The organism is Breoghania sp. (assembly GCF_963674635.1).
GTDB lineage: Bacteria > Pseudomonadota > Alphaproteobacteria > Rhizobiales > Stappiaceae > Breoghania.
This window is the reverse complement of the sequence record NZ_OY771475.1, coordinates 724130-744752: the sequence shown is the minus strand read 5'-3', so window position 1 is coordinate 744752 and position 20623 is coordinate 724130. Positions and strand designations below refer to the sequence as shown.

General features: G+C 56.1%; 16 protein-coding genes and 1 pseudogene. 14 read left to right on the top strand and 3 right to left on the bottom strand.

Annotated elements, in window-relative coordinates:
- Positions 1-9: 9 nt before the first annotated feature.
- The 7 genes from ABGM93_RS03280 (at position 10) to ABGM93_RS03250 (ending at position 8573) form a co-directional block, all read left to right on the top strand.
- Positions 10-162 (top strand): hypothetical protein, encoded by a 153-nt coding sequence (locus ABGM93_RS03280; RefSeq protein ID WP_321503464.1) that lies wholly within the window; start codon positions 10-12, stop codon positions 160-162.
- Between the two features lie 15 nt (positions 163-177).
- On the top strand, positions 178-1071 hold the full coding sequence (locus tag ABGM93_RS03275; protein WP_321503462.1) for an abortive infection family protein: 894 nt from the start codon (positions 178-180) through the stop codon (positions 1069-1071).
- Positions 1072-1435: 364 nt separating this feature from the next.
- The gene (locus ABGM93_RS03270) at positions 1436-3895 is read left to right on the top strand and encodes a DEAD/DEAH box helicase family protein (protein WP_321503460.1); all 2460 of its coding nucleotides are present in this window, start codon (positions 1436-1438) and stop codon (positions 3893-3895) included.
- Between the two features lie 5 nt (positions 3896-3900).
- Entirely contained in the window at positions 3901-5346 is a 1446-nt protein-coding gene (locus ABGM93_RS03265) for a class I SAM-dependent DNA methyltransferase (RefSeq protein ID WP_321503458.1), read from the top strand.
- A complete protein-coding gene (locus ABGM93_RS03260; RefSeq protein ID WP_321503456.1) occupies positions 5343-7100 on the top strand; it encodes a restriction endonuclease subunit S in 1758 nt (585 codons plus the stop codon). Before ABGM93_RS03265 ends, ABGM93_RS03260 begins: the two co-directional genes overlap by 4 nt.
- Positions 7097-7567, top strand: a complete 471-nt coding sequence (locus ABGM93_RS03255) for a hypothetical protein (protein WP_321503454.1) — start codon at positions 7097-7099, stop codon at positions 7565-7567. Before ABGM93_RS03260 ends, ABGM93_RS03255 begins: the two co-directional genes overlap by 4 nt.
- 52 nt (positions 7568-7619) lie before the next feature.
- Positions 7620-8573 carry a GIY-YIG nuclease family protein gene (locus ABGM93_RS03250; protein WP_321503452.1) on the top strand — a complete coding sequence of 318 codons (954 nt, stop codon included), beginning with the start codon at positions 7620-7622 and terminating at the stop codon, positions 8571-8573.
- Between the two features lie 22 nt (positions 8574-8595).
- Here ABGM93_RS03250 and ABGM93_RS03245 read toward each other — a convergent pair.
- Positions 8596-8814: pseudogene (locus tag ABGM93_RS03245) on the bottom strand (hypothetical protein); the annotation flags it as partial.
- A gap of 784 nt (positions 8815-9598) precedes the next feature.
- On the opposite strand from ABGM93_RS03245, the gene ABGM93_RS03240 reads away from it, so the two are divergent.
- The 5 genes from ABGM93_RS03240 to ABGM93_RS03220 all read left to right on the top strand — a co-directional run bounded on the left by ABGM93_RS03240 (position 9599) and on the right by ABGM93_RS03220 (position 16377).
- The gene (locus tag ABGM93_RS03240) at positions 9599-9925 is read left to right on the top strand and encodes a hypothetical protein (protein WP_321503450.1); all 327 of its coding nucleotides are present in this window, start codon (positions 9599-9601) and stop codon (positions 9923-9925) included.
- A gap of 558 nt (positions 9926-10483) precedes the next feature.
- Positions 10484-11320, top strand: coding sequence for a TnsA endonuclease N-terminal domain-containing protein (locus ABGM93_RS03235; protein ID WP_321503448.1), 837 nt, complete (start codon positions 10484-10486; stop codon positions 11318-11320).
- A gap of 1 nt (position 11321) precedes the next feature.
- Positions 11322-13463 (top strand): Mu transposase C-terminal domain-containing protein, encoded by a 2142-nt coding sequence (locus ABGM93_RS03230; RefSeq protein WP_321503446.1) that lies wholly within the window; start codon positions 11322-11324, stop codon positions 13461-13463.
- A 281-nt stretch (positions 13464-13744) separates the two neighbouring features.
- Positions 13745-14533: an ATP-binding protein gene (locus ABGM93_RS03225; RefSeq protein ID WP_324292391.1), complete on the top strand. Its 789-nt coding sequence runs from the start codon at positions 13745-13747 to the stop codon at positions 14531-14533.
- Positions 14533-16377: a TniQ family protein gene (locus ABGM93_RS03220; RefSeq protein WP_321503444.1), complete on the top strand. Its 1845-nt coding sequence runs from the start codon at positions 14533-14535 to the stop codon at positions 16375-16377. The genes ABGM93_RS03225 and ABGM93_RS03220 overlap by 1 nt, the downstream gene beginning before the upstream one ends.
- A gap of 599 nt (positions 16378-16976) precedes the next feature.
- Here the strand turns inward: ABGM93_RS03220 and ABGM93_RS03215 are convergent.
- Both ABGM93_RS03215 and ABGM93_RS03210 read right to left on the bottom strand, forming a co-directional pair.
- Positions 16977-17984, bottom strand: coding sequence for a hypothetical protein (locus tag ABGM93_RS03215; protein WP_321503442.1), 1008 nt, complete (start codon positions 17982-17984; stop codon positions 16977-16979).
- A gap of 563 nt (positions 17985-18547) precedes the next feature.
- On the bottom strand, positions 18548-18745 hold the full coding sequence (locus ABGM93_RS03210; RefSeq protein WP_321503440.1) for a hypothetical protein: 198 nt from the start codon (positions 18743-18745) through the stop codon (positions 18548-18550).
- Positions 18746-18886: 141 nt separating this feature from the next.
- Here ABGM93_RS03210 and ABGM93_RS03205 point away from each other — a divergent pair, with 141 nt between their 5' ends.
- Together ABGM93_RS03205 and ABGM93_RS03200 are read left to right on the top strand one after the other, a co-directional pair.
- Positions 18887-19912: a DUF4062 domain-containing protein gene (locus tag ABGM93_RS03205; protein WP_321503438.1), complete on the top strand. Its 1026-nt coding sequence runs from the start codon at positions 18887-18889 to the stop codon at positions 19910-19912.
- Positions 19913-20292: 380 nt separating this feature from the next.
- Entirely contained in the window at positions 20293-20589 is a 297-nt protein-coding gene (locus ABGM93_RS03200; RefSeq protein ID WP_321503436.1) for a hypothetical protein, read from the top strand.
- The last annotated feature ends 34 nt before the right edge of the window (positions 20590-20623 follow it).

Below are 20623 nucleotides of genomic sequence, written 5' to 3'. Positions count from 1 at the left end.
GGCAGGTTGATGACTTGGCCATCAGGTGATCGCCGCATCCGGATGGCCCATCTGCCCTCAAAAATCCCGCCTGCTATGAACATGGAGAATGAAAATACCTACCGGCGCATCATGCTCGCAATCGCGATCATCGACCTTGCGCTCAGCGCTGCCCAGATCTGACTATGAGGTTCCTCAGTGACCGCATTCTCAACTATCGCCCTCGAAGCGCTCGTTCAGGTGATCTCTGGCGGTTCGGGAGCAAACAACACCGAACCACCGATCGGCCTTTATCGTAGCGCCTCCAACATCGACGGCTTCCTCATGGCATGCGGCATTGACCCCGCTCAAGGCGAGGGCTCTCGGCTGCCTGCCCTGCGAGATTGTCTCAACTGGGCTGCTCGCCAGGAGAACGGTGACGAATTGATCGGCCGTGCGATTGAAAAGGTAGCTGATCCCAGGAACCATACGAGAGAGCCAGAAAAAACGCAGGCTGTGCTTGACCACCTGAACTTGCACCTCTCGCCCGATGGCTTCGAGGTTGTACTTCTTGGAGGGAGAGCGGTCCTCCGCAAGCGAGGCTCGGGTGCCGCTGTCATCGGTGCCATTGCTGACAAAACTGCAACGCTGGATTTTGGGACCGTGAGCCGCGATATCGACCGCGCCATCCGGAACGCAGAAGAGGACCCCGAGGACGCGGTGACGGCCGCATGCGCGACACTTGAGGCAGTCTGCCGATCAATCCTCGTAGAGCTCGGTCTGAGCCTGCCGGCGAAGAAAGATATCTCCTCGCTCGTGCGTGCCGTTCAGGAGCCGCTTGGCCTCTCCCCCGGGCGCACGGGCCTGCCTGACCTGATCGCAGGTGACATCCGCAAGATCCTGAGCGGCCTGACTACAACCGCCGAGGGGATCGGCGCGCTGCGCACCCATGGTGGCGATGCCCATGGGCGAGAGCGGGGCCATCGTCGGATCGATCCCCGGATCGCGCGACTCGCCATCCACGGATCAAGTACCCTCGCGCTTTTCCTGATCGAAACTTGGGAACGGAAAATGCAGCGAGCTTTACCTGCGACGACGGAATCGGCTGAATGAGCCTCGTCATTGCCGCTGCTGCAACGGCGCTGCTAGCCGCAAGCGCGCCCGAGGCCAAAGAAACATACTGGCCGCTCTTCGTCGGCAAGCTTTGATCCTCCGTTTTCCTCAACATTGCGGTGGAGCAGTTCAGTGAGGGAGGATCACCGATTTCACATTCTCCGCAAAGCTGCCGTTCATTTCGAGCGCAGCGAAAGCCAGGAGTCCGGACCTTGGTGCGGGGCGCAGCGAGGGTCCTACGCCATCTACGGCAACCTGACTTAACCATCCGAAACGCACCGCCGATCGAGCATGAATGGCCAGCGTCTGCTTGCGTAGAACATCGGATCAGATACGATGCCACCAGCATTGCTTGAAGGTCGACATGGATAAGCATCTTCTATCTGAACGAGATATCTGCAGCAAATTCATCTTACCTGCGCTGATTAAATCAGGGTGGGACCTTCAATCCCAGATCAAAGAAGAGAAGACGCTTACCGCTGGCCGCATTATTGTCAGGGGGAAACTGGTCGCCAGGGGCAAGAAGAAGCGAGCGGATTACGTTCTCTACTTGAAGCCCAATATCCCAATCGCGGTGATCGAGGCCAAAGACAACCGTCACTCCGTTTCCGACGGAATTCAGCAAGCCCTTGGTTATGCCGACTTGCTTCGTGTGCCGTTTGCTTTCTCCTCGAACGGCGACGGCTTTGTCATGCACGACAAGTCGGGTCAGTCAGCCCAAGTGGAAAGTCACCTCAGTCTGGATGAGTTTCCGTCGCCCGAGGCACTTCTCGATCGCTATCTGGCTTGGAAGGGCATGAGTGAAGCCGAGGCCCAGACCGCGTTGTACCCGTATTTTGATAGCGGGAAGGAGCCTCGCTACTATCAGATGAACGCAGTGAACGCGTCGCTTGAGGCCATTGCCAAGGGGCGAGACCGCTTGCTGCTGGTCATGGCGACCGGCACAGGCAAGACATTCACTGCCTTTCAGATCATCTGGCGGTTATGGAAGTCGGGGCAAAAGAAACGAGTTCTTTTTCTGGCCGACCGAAATGTTCTCGTCGACCAGACGATGGTCAACGATTTCCGCCCCTTCATAGGCTCCATGGCGAAGCTGTCGACACATGCAAAGACAATCGAGCGTGCGGATGGGACAGAAGAAGAACTCACCCTCGCGATGGACCGCAAGCGCCGGATCAACACCGCATATGAAATCTACCTCGGCCTATACCAGGCACTGACCGGGCCGGCGGAGAGCCAGAAGATATACAGGGAGCTCAGCCCGGATTTCTTTGACCTAATCATCATTGACGAGTGTCACCGCGGAAGCGCGGCAGAGGATTCAGCTTGGCGCGAAATCCTTGAGCATTTCTCCAGCGCCACGCAGATCGGCCTGACTGCAACGCCCAAAGAGACGGAGTATGCGTCAAACATCCACTACTTCGGTGAGCCGATCTACTCCTACACACTGAAGGAAGGCATCGAGGATGGCTTTCTTGCTCCCTACAAGGTCATCAAGTCTCACATCGATTGCGACGTCGAAGGTTACCGACCGCAACAAGGGCAGCTGGACCGTGATGGCGTCGAGGTTGAAGACCGGATCTACAACATCAAGGATTTCGATCGGACCCTTGTGATCGATGATCGCACCAAACTGGTGGCCAAGCGGGTCACCCGGTTCCTCCAGGAAAGCGGAGATCGCATGCAGAAGACAATCGTCTTCTGCGTGGATCAGGAACACGCCGGCAGAATGCGTCAGGCCCTGATCAATGAGAACCAGGACCTCGTCGCAAAGGACGCCCGCTACGTCATGCGGATTACAGGCAATGACAAGGACGGCCTGAATGAACTGGCAAACTTCATTGATCCCGAGGCAAGCTATCCGGTCATCGTCACAACGTCTCGGCTGCTCAGCACAGGCGTGGACGCCCAGACGTGCCGCTTGATCGTCCTTGATCGTGAAATCGGCTCGATGACTGAATTCAAACAGATTGTCGGGCGTGGCACACGCGTCCACGAGGACACCGGCAAATACTACTTCACGCTGATGGATTTCCGTGGGGCAACATCCCATTTCGCCGACCCGGACTTCGATGGAAAGCCCGTGCAGATTTATCAGCCCGGTCCCGATGATCCCATGACACCGCCTGAGGACGAAGACAACCCAGAGACGGGCGAAGGCGCCGAAGACGACGAAACGGTTGTTATCGATCCGACACCAACGAACACGGATCCGGATGGTGAAGACCCTGATGGAGGCGGGTGCCCCGATGGACGGCGTCGCAAAATCTACGTCGACGGTATTGGCGCGACGATCATCAAGGAACGTGTTGAATACCTGGACGCCGACGGGAAGCTGGTGACCGAGAGCCTCCACGATTTCACCCGCAAGCATCTCACCCGCCGCTTCGCATCTCTCGACGATTTCCTGCGCCGCTGGAAGGACGAAGATAGGAAGCAGGCGATCATCGACGAGCTTGCGGAAGAGGGGCTCGACCTTGAACTCATCGGGCGGGAAATCGACGCTGAACTCGATCCCTTTGATCTGGTCTGCCACGTGGCATTCGGCGCCAAGCCCCTGACGCGCCGCGAACGCGCTGAGAACGTCAAGAAGCGCGACGTGTTCAACCGATACGGCGATCAGGCGAAGGCCGTTCTCGAAGCCCTCCTCGAGAAATACGCCGATGAGGGCGTCCTCACCCTCGACGACACGAACATCCTTCAGATAAACCCCTTCTCTCAAATGGGCACGCCGATCGAATTGATGCGCGCCTTTGGCAAGAAACCTGACTACCTCCGGGCGATCCGCGATTTGCAGGAAGCCCTCTATGACGAAAGCGCCTGACCCACATGTCCATGAGAAATCTCGTAAAAACAATTCAGGACGTCATGCGCAAGGATGTCGGCGTCGATGGTGATGCCCAGCGGCTGTCGCAGCTTGTCTGGATGTTCTTCCTGAAAATCATCGACGACCAGGACGAGGCGCTGGAATTCACCCGCGATGACTACACCTCTCCCATCCCCGAGCATCTGCAATGGCGCGCCTGGGCCGCAGATCCCGAAGGCATCACCGGGGACGAACTGCAGGATTTTGTCAACACGCAGCTCTTCCCGACACTGAAGGAACTGCCGGCCACAACGCCGCGAGCCCGCGTCGTACGCTCCGTCTTCGAAGGCGCCTACAACTACATGAAATCCGGTCAGCTGATGCGACAGGTGATCAACAAGATCTCCGAGGTTGACTTCAACTCCCTGGCCGAACGCCAGCATTTCGGCGACATCTACGAACAGCTGCTGAACGATCTGCAGAACGCCGGCAACGCGGGCGAATACTACACGCCCCGCGCCGTCACCTCCTTCATGGTCCGGCAGCTAGACCCGCATCCCGGCGAAATCCTCATGGATCCCGCCTGCGGCACCGGCGGCTTCCTCTCCTGCGCCATCCGTCACATGCGCGACCGCTACGTGAAACGCCCCGAGGACGAGGCCACCATGCTGGCCTCCCTTCGCGCGGTGGAAAAGAAACCGCTGCCGCACATGCTCTGCACCACAAACATGCTGCTCCACAATGTCGAGGAGCCGTCCTGGGTCCGGTACGACAACACACTTGCCCGCCCGTTCATCAGCTGGACCAGGGATGAACGCGTCGACATCATCCTCACCAACCCGCCCTTCGGCGGCAAGGAGGAGGACGGGATCGAGAACAACTTCCCCCAGTTCAAGACCCGTGAGACCGCCGATCTCTTCCTCGCTCTCATCATCCGCCTGCTGAAGGACAAGGGCCGCGCCGCCGTCGTCCTGCCCGATGGCTCGCTCTTCGGCGAGGGCATCAAGACCCGGCTGAAGGAACACCTGCTCAAGGAATGCAACCTGCACACCATCGTGCGCCTGCCGAACTCGGTCTTCAAACCCTATGCCTCCATCGGCACCAACCTGCTGTTCTTCGAGAAGGGCAAGCCGACGCAGGACATCTGGTACTGGGAACACCGGGTGCCGGAGACCCAGAAGGCCTATTCCATGACCAAGCCGATCCGGCTGGAGCATCTGGACGACTGCGCGGAATGGTGGGGCGGGCCAAACCGTAAAGGCCGCGAGGAAAGCGACCGCGCCTGGAAAGTGTCGATCGACGAGATCCGCGAACGGGGCTTCAACCTCGACATCAAGAACCCGCATGTGGAGGAGGAGGACTGGGGCGATCCCGAGACCTTGTTGAACGACCTGACCAAGGCAGAAGCCTCGGTTGACAGCCTGCGGGCGGAGCTGAAGGCCATCCTGACAGAGGCGCTGGCCCGATGAATGCGGAACGGTTGCTGGAGGTCTACGAGCAGATCAGTGAAGCGCCGGACGCCCTCGCCCGGTTGCGGCGGTTCGTGCTGGACCTGGCGGTGCGTGGGAAGCTGGTGGAGCAGGATGCGGGGGATGAATCTGCTGCAGAGTTGCTGAAGCGGATTAAAGTCGAAAAAGACCGGATTGTTCGCGAGGGGAAGTTCAAAAAGTCGGAAGGAACATTTGCTCGCGACCAAGAGGCTTTCGCATTTCCAGTTCCGGCAAGCTGGCACTGGTGCTACTTGGACGACGTGACGGCCATTGCACGTGGCGGCTCACCTCGACCGATCAAAGCTTATCTGACGAATGAGAAAAACGGAATTCCATGGATCAAAATCGGGGATTCAACTCGCGGAAGCATTCACATTAACAGCACCGCAGAGCGCATCAAACCAGAGGGGCTTTCGAAGTCTCGCCTCGTTATTCCCGGGGACCTATTGCTTTCTAACTCGATGAGCTTTGGCTTCCCCTACATCACGAACATTGAAGGCTGTATTCACGATGGTTGGCTGGTTATTCGGACACCCGAGAAACTTATCAGTAAATTTTTCCTTCATACATTATTCCTTTCGGAACATGCCAAGCGATCATTTGCGGAGGCCGCTTCGGGCGCGGTAGTTCAAAACCTGAACGCAGACAAGGTTAGACAGCTTTCCGTCCCACTCCCCCCGCTCGCCGAGCAGCACCGGATCGTCGCCAAGGTCGATGAGCTGATGGCGCTCTGTGATCGGCTGGAAGAGGCCCGCAAGACGAGGGAGGAGGTGCGCGACAAGCTCACCGCCGCCAGCCTCGCCCGCCTGACCACCCCCGACACCACGGCGGAGGACTTCCCCAACCACGCCGCCTTCGCCCTTGAAGCTCTCCCCGCCCTCACCACGCGCCCCGACCAGATCAAGGCCCTCCGCCAAACCATCCTCAAGCTCGCCGTCCGCGGCAAACTGGTGGAACAGGACCCGGCGGATGAACCGGCGATGCAATTGCTTGCGCGCGTAGAAGCACAGCGCGATGAGTATTTGAGCTCCAACTATCCAACTCCAGCAGAAGCAAATACGCAGCGCAAAAAGCAAAGCCAACAGTCTATCCCGGCAAAGCTGCCGGAGCTGCCAACCGGGTGGTCGTGGGCGACACTTCAGCAGTGCGCTCTGATGGTGATCGACTGCAAAAACAAAACCGCCCCTTATTCTCCCCAAGGGATCCGCCTCATCCGCACTACCAACGTGCGCGACGGTCTGATGAATGCAAACGATCAGAAGTTTGTCTCCGAGGCCGTATACGAAGACTGGAGCCTAAGGGGAAAGCCTGCTCCCGGCGACATTCTGATCACCCGGGAAGCACCCATGGGGGAGGTGTGCATCATCCCGGAGGGCGAACAGATTTGTCTTGGCCAGCGAATGATGCTCGCCCGCCTTGTGCCCGAAACAATTGACCCGCGCTTCATGCTTTACAGCCTGCGAGATCCTGATCTCATGGAACGGGTTCAAGACAAACCTCTTGGGATGACGGTTCAACATCTCCGTGTGGGAGGAGTGGAGACGCTCCTGGTGCCCTTGCCGCCTGTCGCCGAACAACACCGCATCGTTGCTAAGGTCGACGCTCTCATGGTCCTCTGCGACCAGCTGGAGGCCGCCCTGACCGCCGCCGAAATCACCCGCACCCGCCTGCTTGAAGCCCTCCTCCATGAGGCGTTGGAGCCTGCCACGGAAGCGCTGAAGGCGGCGGAATGAGTGAGGATGTCGACTGGACAAAGGTCGCGGCCTTGCTCGACGAGCTCTACACTGCCGCCGATGGCCTCGAGCGGATTTTCCCGGGCCGGAAGTTCACGCTCGACGGCCACCTCGTTGGCAGTATCGGCGAAGTCACCGCCGCCTACATGTTCGGCCTCGACCTGAACCCGGCCTCAACGCAGGGTCACGATGCCCGATCCCGTGATGGGCGGAAAGTCGAGATCAAGCTGACACAGGGAAGCCGCGTAGCGATCCGCCACAAACCCCAGCACCTGATCGTTCTGCACCGTCCCATAGGCGGTCCGATCAGGGTGGTCTTCAACGGCCCGGGCGCGATCGCCTGGGCGGCGTCGGGCAAGATGCAGAAGAACGGACAACGGCCCATCTCACTCTCCCGCTTGTCGCGCCTCTCGCAGGAGGTCGCCGAACACGAACGACTGCCGGTTCTTCGCGATCCGCCGGTTTGATCTGTGATTTGGGAAGACAAAGACGACAGTCATTGTTCAGGGGGTATTTCGCATGAGTAACGGGCTGCCCGAAGGCAAACGCATCCGCATCCGTTCCTTCTATGGCTTTTCGCCGGAGGAAGACGGCTATGTCGGGTGGACGCAAGAGCAAGCCCGAGACGCCTATCTTCGCAAGCTGAACAACGGCGACCTGCTGATGATCTACGGTGCCAGCACGTCAGATACGGAAAAGGCCCTGCGGTCCTACGTGCTGGGCTTCGTCGAAATCGAAACGACGCCGATCCGAGATGTCGACAAATCGTCGGCACTGGGCATGCAGCGCAAGCGTGACAATGGTTGGGAAGATCGCTGGAGCTATGGCATCCCGATCCGCCGTGCCTGGCGAGCTCAGGAAAAGGTGATGATCAGTCGGATCGCCTTCAACTCCTATCGGTCCGAAGCAGGACAAGCCCTGGCAGTCCATGGCGCTGAACTGGATGACGACGAGATCGCCGAAGCCTTGAAGATCAAGGTGCGGGAGGTCAACGTCTTCGGGGAAGAGCCCGTTACGGAAGACGACAGCCCGGTCATTCCCTTCGCTGATGCCTTCCGGCCGTCCCGCGCCTTTCCCGGCAGCGCCGGCACCCGGACGTCCGTTTACGAGGACGGCGACACCTACTTGTATCTGGCCATGTATGATGGAGACGGCCACGCTTTTCTGGGCCGCAAGAAGGCCTTCGGCGATCGCTCCGTGGCTGTGAAAATCGGGATTACCAACGACCCGAAGCGTCGTTACGCGGAACTGAATGCAGGTATTCCTCCTGCCGCCTCGGGAAAATGGTCCCCCAGGCTGATTTCTCAGGCCTTCCCCGATATCGAAAGCGCCGAAGCCGTGGAGCAGCAGTTCAAGAACCAGTCATCCGGCAAGCTTGAAAGCCTTGGAGGTGAGTTCTTCTGGGGCCGGATCGAAGAGGCTGAGAGGCTTTTCTACTCCTTGCCCGGGATGGTGCGCTTCCGGTCCAAATGATCCAGTTTGCAGGGGGCAGAGCGCGCACACGCAGGAGTCGTGAACGTTCCTTGAGTTGCCGCCTCGCCGCCTTCCGGGATATCGCAGACGTGCGTTCGCATGTCGACGTCCCCCAATTCACCGGGCAGACAGGTGACCGGTGGCAGGTCACCAAGACTATGCGGTTCGGCGGCGATGATCTGATCGCGCCCATGCTGATGACGAGGTTCTCATTGTGCATGACCATGATGACCTGCCGCTTAGGTGTCCCCCTCAACGATCGGCCCACCACGGAGCAGATGCTCGGTTCCGGCCTCTGGCTTCACCGCCTCAGTGGCCCAGACAATATAGCTCCGGCATCCTGGACGACTCTTTGTGGTCCGCATCTATCGACCACCTCAAGGATTCGAGCCGCATCAATGGTTGCATCATCGGGAACCCAAAACTGCTGATCATCTGAAAGATCGCCTGCTCCGCTCATTTTGATCCCCTCATCGCCCGAATAAGTGAGGCGAACGCTCTCAATTCACGGTCGCATCGTTAAAATTTTCCAGCGTTAACGGTTCGCCGGTGATTTTGCCCGAGAACGGCGTTATCGCAATTTTCGAGCAGAACAGATGACCGCGCGCCCCCCTCTCTTTGTCCTTGATACAGATATCATCAACACGCTCGCCAAGGACTCAGCCAGCCTGCCTGCCCAGCTTCGCACCAGGATTCGGCAGATCCCTTCTTGCACGTTGGCACTGCCTGCCGCGCCGCCGATATCGCAACCGATTTCGGTCTGGATGCACTGAGCCACCACAACTGAACAATGCGCGACAGTTCACACAACTGCACCTTGAGTGCGGCTGCGAGCTCAAGCGCGCGTTCGAACACATCCACTTCTAACGCTGGAGACCCTCCAATGGACGACTGCTCCCATTTCAACTCGCCTCTCCCCCACAGCATGTAGCTCCGGGCTCGAACAGGTGCGAACCGCTCTTCCCGGCCCCGCATCCAGTTTTCTCACGCCGCATCGGCATCGCTGCCGACCCAAGGAGCACAACATGCCAACCATGACGCTCAACTCCGACCTCACGTATGCGATTGAAGCCAAACACTTCAGGCGGCTTGCCGCCGACCTGTCGCACCTGAATGAACACCGCCAGCCCCCTTCCCTTTTGAGACTGGCACCAACCATCGAAGCGTGGTCGACCACGCTGGTACCGCAAGCGGCGCTCATCGGAAGCATCTCAGACGTCGCGATCCTCGAGCCCCTTTTCGCGCTCTCTCTTAATGATGGTTGGGCTCGCCTGGCATCAGGCTGGGCGAACCTCGGCTCGCATGTGAACGAGCTGGCAGGCGCCGAAGGTGACGGAGGGAACCACAGATAATCCCCTTCGATATGAACGGCCAATTCGACCGAGAAAAGCTGTCACGAGAAATCGACAACCTCAAACGCCTCGTCTCTGATCTGGAACGTATCCGCGACGGTATCTATCCGGACGCAAGAACGCTCCGGTCGTCCCCTGCGCTTAATGACTGGCGCTTGACGTTTCGGCACACCCCCGCCCTTTCTGGATCCGTCAGGGACCACCCTCGCCTCCCCGACGCTGACGAGATTATCACGTCCGAAGTCCACATCGTCGCCCCCGCTCTCGGTCTCGCACGGACGCGGAGCCGCTGGTACCGCCTGGAACAACGGGCAGCCAAGCGCATCTGATGTCCGATGCTACGCATCTGTCTTCATCAATGGCCGCGGAGCCCCCTACTCCTAGGAAAAAGTCGCCTCGCGTTTCCCGGCGACCACGGAAACATTCCGTCGGTCCCTGCAACCTGACGCTCCCCGGGTAATCTTGACGGTCGGCTAAAGCCCGTAACCGAGCCCAGTCTAACGAGATCCATTCTCGAGCTTGCGCGCCTCTTGGCGTCGCAAAACGAAGAGTCATGTCATGAGCAACGATAAAACCAAGCGAATTCTGGAAATCCTCAACGGGTACGACTGTTCAAAACAGCAAATCGCCAATATTCCCGCCGCCAAATCGCCCGACAAAGTCAGGAGGAAGGAGGTTCTGGGCGGCGTTGATAGATGGAGTGAGTATATATCGGGCTTCCCGACACATCGAAGCAGTGTGGCGGACCTTTGGATTCCACCATCGAAATCTCGTGCGAGCCGATTACCAGCCGCGCGTTCCAGGAGTTCTTGTCGAGGGTACATCGTCAACCCTCGAACCAACAGGGAACTGGTTTACGAGAGCTCTCTTGAAGCTGACTTGCTCTACATCCTCCTGGTTCACCGAGACGTCGATGACATCCACGATCAGCCTCCGGCGGTCTCATATGTCGATGATGAGGGCAAGCGTCGCAAACATACGTTCGATTTCCGGGTTCATCTACATGATGGCCGGAAAATCGCGATTGCGGTTAAGCCCGAACGTCGGGTCCGCAGCAGTGGCATCGAGCGCACACTGGAGTTGATCAGGCAACAGGTGACGGACTTTGCCGACCAGTATCAGCTCCGCACCGAGAGATCCATCACAGTAGATCGAAGCTACAACGCGAAGCTGACTTTCCGTGCTCGAAAGATGCGGGACACAACAGCCGACGAGAAAATCTTGCGGATGATCAACAAGTGTCAAGGCGCTCTGACCATCCGTGCGCTGCTCGAACATGCGTCACTGAACAGTCACGACCTCAATGCCGTCGTCAATCTCATCGGCGACGGCGTTCTCAAACACGTTTCATCCGGCCGCATCACAAGAAATAGCTTCGTTCGGAAAGGGCTCTGACATGCATTCCGTGAATACTCGCATTCGCTTCGCAGCGAACACAAAAGTCATTGTCAACGACGTTCCCTATATGCCGATTGAAGAAGACGACCTCGGCTACGTGCTTCGTAGGATCGACATGCCCGAGGTGGTCGAGAATTTCACTCACAGTGAAATCAAGGAACTTCACAGAAGTGGAAATCTAATCGAAAAACTCGACAGCTTTTCTGCCGCGAGCGCAAAGATCCGACTAGGCCCGTCAAATGTGCGCATTACAGATTTGAAGCCTGAAACGCAACGCCTGGTCCTGTTTCGAAAGTTCATCTGCGACGAAATCCTCCGTAGAGAGGAAACAGGAAAGATCACAAGGACAGACAAGAACCTCGCCCAGGCGCTGTGCGATCTTTACGCTCGCTATTGTTCAGAAGAACGCGCGAGACAAACAGCCGACGGTCGTTTCGGTCAGAAGGGCGTGACTGTACTCTGTTGCCCCTCCCCCACCACAGTTCGGCGTTGGCTCGTTCGGTATGAACGAGGCCATTTCAACGCGCTTTCCCTGGTCCCGGGTTACGGGAGAAGCGGCAACCAAAAGTCGAGGCTCGCCCCCGTCGTCAACAGGCTCATGAGGGAAGCGATCCTTGGCTATTCGAGCAGGCTGAAGCCGTCGAAGAAGAAGATCCACGACGATCTCAAGATCCTCATTGCGGAAGAGAACCGATTGCGAAGTTCAGCGGGGCGCGCGCCCCTGACGTGCCCAAGCCAAGCCACCGTGTCCAGAGCCATTAGCCAGCTTCCGCAGTTCAAAGTCAGTTCTGGCCGCGAGGGAACCGACTTTGCCCTCAAGAAATTCCGCATTGTGCATAAAGGCTTGGACGTCGAATGGCCGTTGGAGCGCGTTGAATTTGATGGCTGGATGATCTCACTCGTCAGCCTCTATCAAAAGGCAGGCCTTTGGTCCCGCCTGCCCGAGGCAGAACAAGCCGAGGTCGAGAAAGGCCGCTATTGGGCCTCGGCTGCCATCGATGCGCGAACCAGATGTGTTCTGGCACTTGTAATCGCGCCCAGCCAATCTGCGATTAGCGCAATCGACACACTTCGCATGGCGGTCAGCGACAAAGCACAAATCGCAAAAGCCGCCGGATGTCAGACACCCTGGGACATGTGCGGGCGGATCGAAAAAGTCGTCGCCGACAACGGCTCCGAATACGTGGCGACGGAGTTCAAAGCTGCCGTCCTAGACCTTCACAGTCACTATGAGATCGTGCCCGCTGGCCAGCCACAACTGCGCGGTCGAATTGAGAGGTTCTTTCGGACGGTCGAACTCGGCCTCATGCAACACCTGTCCGGGCGAACGTTCGAAAACGTTGGCAGCAAGGGTGAGTATGACGCCGGGGCCAACGCTGTGTTCTCTGTGGAGGAGTTTGGCCAGCTTTTCGTCCGCTACGTCGTGGATGTCTATCACAACACGCCTCATTCCGGACTCGGAGGTGAAACCCCGCGCAAATGCTGGCAGCGGCTGACCAGTCAATTTGGAACCCAGCTGCCTCCCGATCGACATGAGATGCTACATGCGCTTGGAACATCGATCGAACGTAAGATCACCAAGAGTGGCATCGTATTGCTCGACCTCCACTACCAGTCCCCTGAGCTTCAAAAACTTCGGCGTAGTTCGCCAGCAAGTAACTGGCTCGTACGAATGGACCCGAGAGACCTGGGATTTGTGTCCGTCCGCATCCCCAACGAGGGATGGCTCACCGTCAAGTGTGGTCACGTGGGCTTGGATGGTGTCTCGGTATTTCACTGGAAGAAAGCCAACGAACTGCTGCGTACGCGCATGGCAGCCGAAGCAAAGATGAGCGAAGAGATTGTTCTGCAGGCCATCCAAGACGTCAAAGCCACAGCTACGGAGGCTGAACTCCGCGCCGGAATCGCAGCCCCAATCCTTGACCAGACCGTTCTTTTAAAGCTCGAGCAAGAGGTCGCGCGAGACTTCAGTAGATGTTCCGGCGATCCAACTGAAGTCGTGGACGGCGAATTCGACTTCGAAACCGAAAACACACGATCCGCACCAAGATCCATGTCGGAAGATGCCGCGCCTGAGATGGAGCCGAATGTCGAAAAGGTTCCTGACGACGAAGACGATGAATGGCGCTGGGAGGACTGACCATGCAAGAGGCAAATTGCGTCGTCTCCATTGATGACGCCAACGAGCACGCCGCTGAGCGGCAACGGCGCTTGTAGTCGCTCAAGAAAGAACTGCGGCGAACGTTTCTCTCGCAACCCTGGGATAGAGCACTCGCAGATGAACTGAACGAATTGATCTCAGATGAGCAACTCGTTGCCGAAGCGATGGACAACGATCTGGGAGGGCGCCTCGTAGAAGGCCGCGCTCTCGTAATTCTGGGTGAATCCGGCGCCGGAAAGTCTCGTTCCATCCACCGCGCCTTGTCCGATCGTTTCGGGAACTACCAGGTGGCCAACGCCCCTACCCGTCTCATCTCGATCACTGCTCCGTCTCCCTGCACTCTGAAACAGCTCGGTGCAAGTGTTCTGCGGGCTACAGGTTATGAGACAAAACGAGATCTCAAGGAGAATGTCGTTTGGGCGATGGTGCGCCGTCGATTGAAGGACCTGAACATCAGGTTCCTGCATATCGATGAGCTTCAGCACGCCGTTCAGATGAAGAGTGATGGAGAAATCCAGAAAGTCCGGGATACGCTCAAAGGTCTCATGCAGACGCCTGAGTGGTCTGTCTCCCTCATTCTCTCCGGACTCCCCGAACTGGCGGTCTTCATTCAAGGCGACACGCAGGTCCGTCGACGCTGTCGATTCATCCGGTTTGAGCCGCTCGTGCCCGGTCGCGATGCAAAGAAGGTTGGCACCATGATCCGTAACCTTGCCCGGCGGGCAGATGTGTCGGCCGACCACGTACTGGCAAGCACTTCACTCGCCTTGAGGTTGATCCACGCCGCGTCCGCACAATTCGGGATCGCGATCGAGCTTGCCCAGGATGCGATCCTCGCCGCTGTTCGCGAAGGACACAAGCAACTCACGCTCGGCCATTTCGCTACGACTTACCACGCCCGAACCGGGTGCGTTCCAAGCGAGAACATCTTCTCGATATCAGCAGATTTCCTGCTGATCGATCCTCAGCGCGCACTGGAAGACGCACCAAAGATCACGATTTCCGCGGATGGCGCTCCCAAACGACCGAAAGACAAGAGAAACGCCTGATGCCTTTGCACCCAAAACTCACGCCTGAGCTCCACCCCGATGAATCGCCGATGAGCTTCTGCTCTCGCGCAGCATTTCTGAACGGACGCAGCGCGCGCGATTTCTGTCTGGATATGGGCTTCACGTTCCAGGAAATCATCGATGGCGTTCAGCGCGCACAGGACTCCCTTGCACGTCTTTGCAACATTCCCGAAGGCACCGATTTAGGAACACCAATTCGTCGAGACGGCAGGACCTACTGGATTGGAGCCAACAAATTCACGCGCGCCACTCTCAGCCGACAAACCCTCTTCGTCTGTCCGCATTGCTTGGCTGATGATATCTCACGCAGTCCCAATGGCCCGGCCGCAATCTATGGGCGAACGCGCTGGCTTGTATCATCCCTTAGAACCTGCGCCGTCCACGAAGCCAGTTTCGTGCCCGCCTGCGATGACGAGCGCCCAAGTCGCATTCACGACTTCACGATGCTCGTGGCTCCGACAGGTGCAAACCTGGCTCAAATCACTCGCGCAAGCTCACACAGGAACTGCTCGCCACTGGAAGAGTACCTCATCGCCCGGCTGGAAAACCGACCTGGCGAAGGAAATTGGCTAGACCGTTTTCCGGCGTACGCGGCGGCACGGATCTGCGAAATTGTGGGAGCGGTTTCAGAGTTCGGGGTGCGCTTCCACTCCGCAGAACTTACGCCCAACGCCTGGTGGCACGCAGGGGGTCTAGGCTACGAAATCGTTCGGGCTGGCCCGGAAGGCATCGGCCCCTTCCTTTGTGGACTTCAAAGTCAGTCAAGCGGACCCCAAAAAGCCTGGGCGCCCAGAACGATGTACGGGCGCCTCTATGAGTGGCTGGCCCACGAATCCGAGGACTCTTCCTATGATCCCCTTCGACATCTCATCCGCGAGCACGCAATTGACACCCTGCCATTGGGGCCGGGAGAAGAGATCTTCGGCATTCCAGTCGAAACGCGAAAGCTGCATTCTCTTCGCTCTGCTTCTGAAGAATACGCCGTCCATCCCAAGCGGCTGAGAAAAATCCTCCACGAGGTGGGCGTCATTGCCGACGATGCAATGTCCCTGACTGATGAACGAATTATGTTCCCGGCCAGCGAAGGTAGCCAGTACATTGCGCGCGCCAGCCAAAGTATGTCGATGGCTGCCGTGCGCGATTACCTGAACATTCCCCGCCCAATTGATCGTAGCCTTTTCGAGGCGGGTATCCTCGTGCCCTGGGTGCGCGGCGGCAATGAGACACTGCACCATCACGCCTTCGCCAAGACGGATCTCGACGACCTAATGCAGCGGCTGATGAAGGACGCTTTGCCTAACGACCAACCTGTCCTTCAAGATATTCCTGCGGCGGCCAGGAGAGCCAATTGCTCACAAGTCGAGATTGTCCGGCTTATTCTGGATCGCAAACTCAAAACGGTGCGCCTGCTCTCCGAAGAGCGTGGATATCTCTCGCTTCTGGTCAACGTCGAAGAGGTCAAGCCTCATGTGCGGCTTGAGGGTCATGGGGGCTTGTCGCTTCGACAGGTGGAAAGGGAAATGCACTTATCGTCTGCGGTCGTGAAAGGCTTGCTCGTACACGGTCACCTGCCTTCGCAAACAGCCGTGAATCCCATCAATCGTTGTCCGCAAACCATTGTGAAACGAACCGATCTTGAACAGTTTATGGGCGACTTCTCATCGCTCCACACTCTCTCAAGAGAAACCGGAATCCACCATGTGCGACTGAACAGGCTGCTCCGTGAGTATAAGATCCGCCCGGCTTTCCCCGCCCAAGATGTGCCCGCCACCTTTTTCCGACGAAAGGATCTTCAGCGGATCAGCGAAGCCTTGGGGCTGTAGTTCGCGCCCCCAATAATCAATACTGAAACCGACCAGCCCCGGGACCAAGCTCGGGGCTTTTTTGTCTCTTACGTTTTCGCATTCATGATTGTAGTTAAGTCGAGATTTTGAGGCAATTGATTGCGACTATTGAGGCAGTTTAATGCGCGCAATTCAGTACTTATGAGGCAATTCACATATTTTTCTATTATATTTTCAATTACTTACAAAATATATGAGGCATCCTATTGGAGTCATGACAACATGTTGTCTGAGATAGCAAAGGATGGCCTGAGAGAAGCAAAGTCCGCCTCAATGAGCGCAACAGATTGCCTCTGTGAGGCAATCTGAGAAATCAGGCACATTCTTCCAGCCAAATGAAAATCCGCCGATCGGATCCGATCGGCGGGTTTTCATGTTTCTGATCAGTCGTTCGTGCTGATTTTCCTTCGTGGGGTTGCTGACCCACGAAGAGCAAAAATGGAGCCGTAAGCGGGCTGTCGGCTTCTGGGAAATTCGTTCACGTAAGCCGACAATCGTTAGGACATTTTCTGCGGTAGCTTTCGGCCCAAAGCTGACATTCCGGAGACAACAAATTATCACCCACAACGCATGGATTGCTATCGCGAGTTCTCCGCCTCAATCCGTCTGATATTTTCAGCGTGTTGAGCCGCACGATCCCTACCGTCCACCAGCTGCTGAGGTGTCGAGATAAAGACGGAAAGAGCACCAGACCAATCACCTACCCCTTCAACCTCGAAATCGACCTCGATCTGTAGCTTCTGCTCCTCAAGCTCAAACGAGGGGACGGAGACGCGGTTCACCCTGTTGACGCACAAGAACGGAGTGGCGTCCTCGCCTGTGAGGCGGTTTCTTTTCGGGATAGAAGCCAGACGCACAATCTCGTTCATAGCAAGTGGCTCGAACCAAGGCGAGCCACGATAGCGCCAGTACAAGTCAGCTAGGTGGCTGCCCAACTCCAGATCGGCAAACCACTCTCCCCGCGCCATGCCAAGCGTCCGCTCGAAGTTTTGGACGAGCGCATCCATGCCTTCGATCAGTCGGCCTGTCTCGGCGCACATGCTGACGATGTTCTGTGTTGCATTACGTCGAGGTGTTCGCTCTGAGAACGTGAACTCAAGCTCGTAATCGATGCCTTGGCGAGACACGCTCGGCGTGTCAGCTAGCAAACCACCATAACCAAGCTCATTGAGAAGAACGTACCGATCACCAATGTCAGTTTGTTGGAACTCGTTAGCAAAACGCATGAGGTCTCTGCCTGACCCTTGCACGAAATGCAGCAAGCGGACTTTGAACCCTTCACGCCCCGTACTCAGGATGTCGCCTGCGGTGATGATATCGCGCCCGATGGCAATGACATCCGCGCGGTCGATTTCATTGTCCCCGTCTATACGGCGCGACGCTTCATGCTCGTCACGAATACGCCTCAGCTCGGCTATTGTGAAACGCTCTTCGTCCCGATCAATCAGCACGCTACAGCTCGCGCAAAGCCAAATTCCATTGCTGATGTGTCTCCGCTCTTCGGAGGTCATGTTTGGATCATAGCGACGTGCGCCCTGTCCCGATGCCGCAGCGGAAATATGCGCAGCAACACCGATATTGGTCACTGCGCTTGGACTTTCATCGCTTGGGCCAGATGTTGAGCGCTTGCATTTCGAGCACATGTGGCTAGCCCTGAGAGCTAGATCGCTGCGTGTTCTAGGACTGAACTCGTCTCGGCTGCGGGTCATTGAATAATGGTAAACGCACTTCACGTTTGCTGGAAGGGCAATCACCCCGTATCTGTTCCCGTTCTGGCTAAACACGCCAGATATGTCATGAAACAGGCGATAACATGGATGTGACCCAGTGGCTACTCGGGCCATGGGTGATAAAGTAAATTACGAAAATCAGTGTCCGCTTTACCTGCTTAACTTGCGTAGCTTATATTATTTTTTTGTTCCAAGTTAGTAAATTCATGGGTCACTTTGAGGCGGGTAAATATCACAAAAAATAGGCCTATTACAAATAATACAGCACCAGGCCCCGCGTCTGTCAATGACGTTTGGGCCAACCCAAGCGCTTCAAACGTAAATGACGTTTTCCCAATTATTCCTCCCATAAAAAGCCATGCACCTACAATAACAGATAGGCATCAAAGTAATAATCCACCCATATAGTAGAAAAATTTCTATCTTATTCCATGATTATGTATCTCAATAAATGAATTTAATGCTTTTTCGTATTCGGCGTTTTGCGTTGTGTTTCCTAATAAGTGAGTTAATATTACATTTTCCTTGGCTACGCCAATTTTATTCGCCTCCATTTCATATAGGGCCATTTGTGCATTTGGTATCTCTAAAGTTATTGTTATTTTTTCTTCTGTCATGGATGACTTTCTCTCAACATATTATTCGAGTATCGTCGCAGAAATGAATGTTTTGCAACGGATTTTTTCGGGCTAACATTTCAGGGGGTAGCTCTAGCAAAGCCCAGTCGTAGTAATGTGGTCGGCACGTTGGGGTCATTCATGGAAAAGATATTTCACGTTTTTGTTAGCTCAACATACAGCGACCTCATAGAGGAGCGAAAGAAGGTCAGTGAGGCGGTAGCGAAGGCGGGGTATGTGGCTGAAGGTATGGAAATATTCCCAGCTTCGAGCCAAAAACAAATGAGCTTCATCGAAAGAGTTATTGATCGCTGTGACTACTACATTTTGATTTTGGCAGGTCGCTATGGATCACTGGCTGAGGATGGCTTGAGTTACACAGAAAAAGAGTTTTTGCATGCCAAATCCATGGGTATCCCAGTTCTCGCCTTTATCAGGAACGACCTCGAAAACCTGCCCATAAATAAGATCGAGGAAGACCTAGAGAACAAGCAGAGACTTTCCACATTTATCGATTCTTTGAAGAATGAATCTATGGTCGATTTTTGGGCGAATCCCGACGAACTTTCTACTAAAGCACTCGCGGCGCTGTCACAGGCGCGGGTAACTTTTGAAGGTGTGGGCTGGATCAGAGCTGATACAGCCGCCAGTAACGAAATATTGAATGATATTAATAACCTCAGAAAGGAAAATGAGGAGTTACGATCTATTATTTCCGCTGCCAAGCAACCGCCGATTTTCGATAATATCAATCTTGCCGGACTGGATGAAGAATTCATCATTCACTTCGAGTCAAAGCCGAGAGTTGGTGGTTCGAATGTTCGGAAGACACCCCGTACATCATCAATGACATGGCGAGCGATATTGGCAGCAATTGGCCCTCAATTTCGTACGCCATCAAATACATCAGGGATTAGTTCTTCGCTTGATAGCGTGCTTAGAAAGGTAGCCAACCTAAGCGCTGAAACAAACATAACGATCGACATGGCGGACAAACAACGCATCCTCATGCAGATGGAGGCATTGGGCATGATGCGAGCTGCTACCTATAATCTGAAAAACGGAGGGCATGAAGTTTTTCATCAGCTAACTAACCAAGGGTTGGCCCATATGTTGCGAGAGAATGTGGTCAAGTCAGCTGATGATGCAGCAATCGCACTTGAGTAGCCCTTTTTCTCATAGCGCATAAATCGGCATTCTGCGCATAAATCGGCAAGATAGTTGCTCCGCTCAGCAGAGCTTGAGCAATCAGCAGCGAAAGTCCGCTCCCCGCCCTTCTCAGACTTTGCCCGCGTCGCAGCGTATGGCGGTCTATCTGCCTCGGGGCCGGAAACTGACGGGCCGCTCTCGACATTTCGACTTGCCGAAGCGGACGTACGTCCGACCTCGTTCTCGATGCTGAACTTGTCGGAGTAACCAGTGCGCTGTCGCAATGATCGCAGTCGACCTGACAATATCGCTTCGCCTTATTGCGGAGCTGCGTCGACTTTCTCCAATTTCTCCAATTTCTCCAAGAAGAGACGCAAGCACTCGGGATCAATCGGGAGTTGAGCTCCACGCGCAAGCCTCTCGTCGGGAAGACCGGCGGTGGCTCGAAATCGCGGGTAAAAATCGCGTCTCCGGTCGATAACAAGTTCCTCAATTGCACGTCTGGCTTGCTTCGACAGGCGGTGTGGTATCCAGACTTCGCCGCGCCGGTTGATGGTCGCGAGGCGCGATCGATGTGTGAACGCACTGGTGTCGCCGACTATGCCACTCGATTTACTACGGTGATATTTCTGGAGCTTCAACGCGACGACGAGGTGCTGATCCCTCGCCGCAAGGAACGATGTCAGACCGAGTGACTGACCAATATTCGACAGCCGGCTTCGCTCCACG

Bases quoted from the DNA above. Each gene is read 5' to 3' on its own strand.
- ABGM93_RS03280 (WP_321503464.1), top strand. From the start codon at position 10: ATGACTTGGCCATCAGGTGATCGCCGCATCCGGATGGCCCATCTGCCC.
- ABGM93_RS03270 (WP_321503460.1), top strand. From the start codon at position 1,436: ATGGATAAGCATCTTCTATCTGAACGAGATATCTGCAGCAAATTCATC.
- ABGM93_RS03265 (WP_321503458.1), top strand. From the start codon at position 3,901: ATGTCCATGAGAAATCTCGTAAAAACAATTCAGGACGTCATGCGCAAG.
- ABGM93_RS03260 (WP_321503456.1), top strand. From the start codon at position 5,343: ATGAATGCGGAACGGTTGCTGGAGGTCTACGAGCAGATCAGTGAAGCG.
- ABGM93_RS03255 (WP_321503454.1), top strand. From the start codon at position 7,097: ATGAGTGAGGATGTCGACTGGACAAAGGTCGCGGCCTTGCTCGACGAG.
- ABGM93_RS03250 (WP_321503452.1), top strand. From the start codon at position 7,620: ATGAGTAACGGGCTGCCCGAAGGCAAACGCATCCGCATCCGTTCCTTC.
- ABGM93_RS03240 (WP_321503450.1), top strand. From the start codon at position 9,599: ATGCCAACCATGACGCTCAACTCCGACCTCACGTATGCGATTGAAGCC.
- ABGM93_RS03235 (WP_321503448.1), top strand. From the start codon at position 10,484: ATGAGCAACGATAAAACCAAGCGAATTCTGGAAATCCTCAACGGGTAC.
- ABGM93_RS03230 (WP_321503446.1), top strand. From the start codon at position 11,322: ATGCATTCCGTGAATACTCGCATTCGCTTCGCAGCGAACACAAAAGTC.
- ABGM93_RS03220 (WP_321503444.1), top strand. From the start codon at position 14,533: ATGCCTTTGCACCCAAAACTCACGCCTGAGCTCCACCCCGATGAATCG.
- ABGM93_RS03210 (WP_321503440.1), bottom strand. From the start codon at position 18,745: ATGACAGAAGAAAAAATAACAATAACTTTAGAGATACCAAATGCACAA.
- ABGM93_RS03205 (WP_321503438.1), top strand. From the start codon at position 18,887: ATGGAAAAGATATTTCACGTTTTTGTTAGCTCAACATACAGCGACCTC.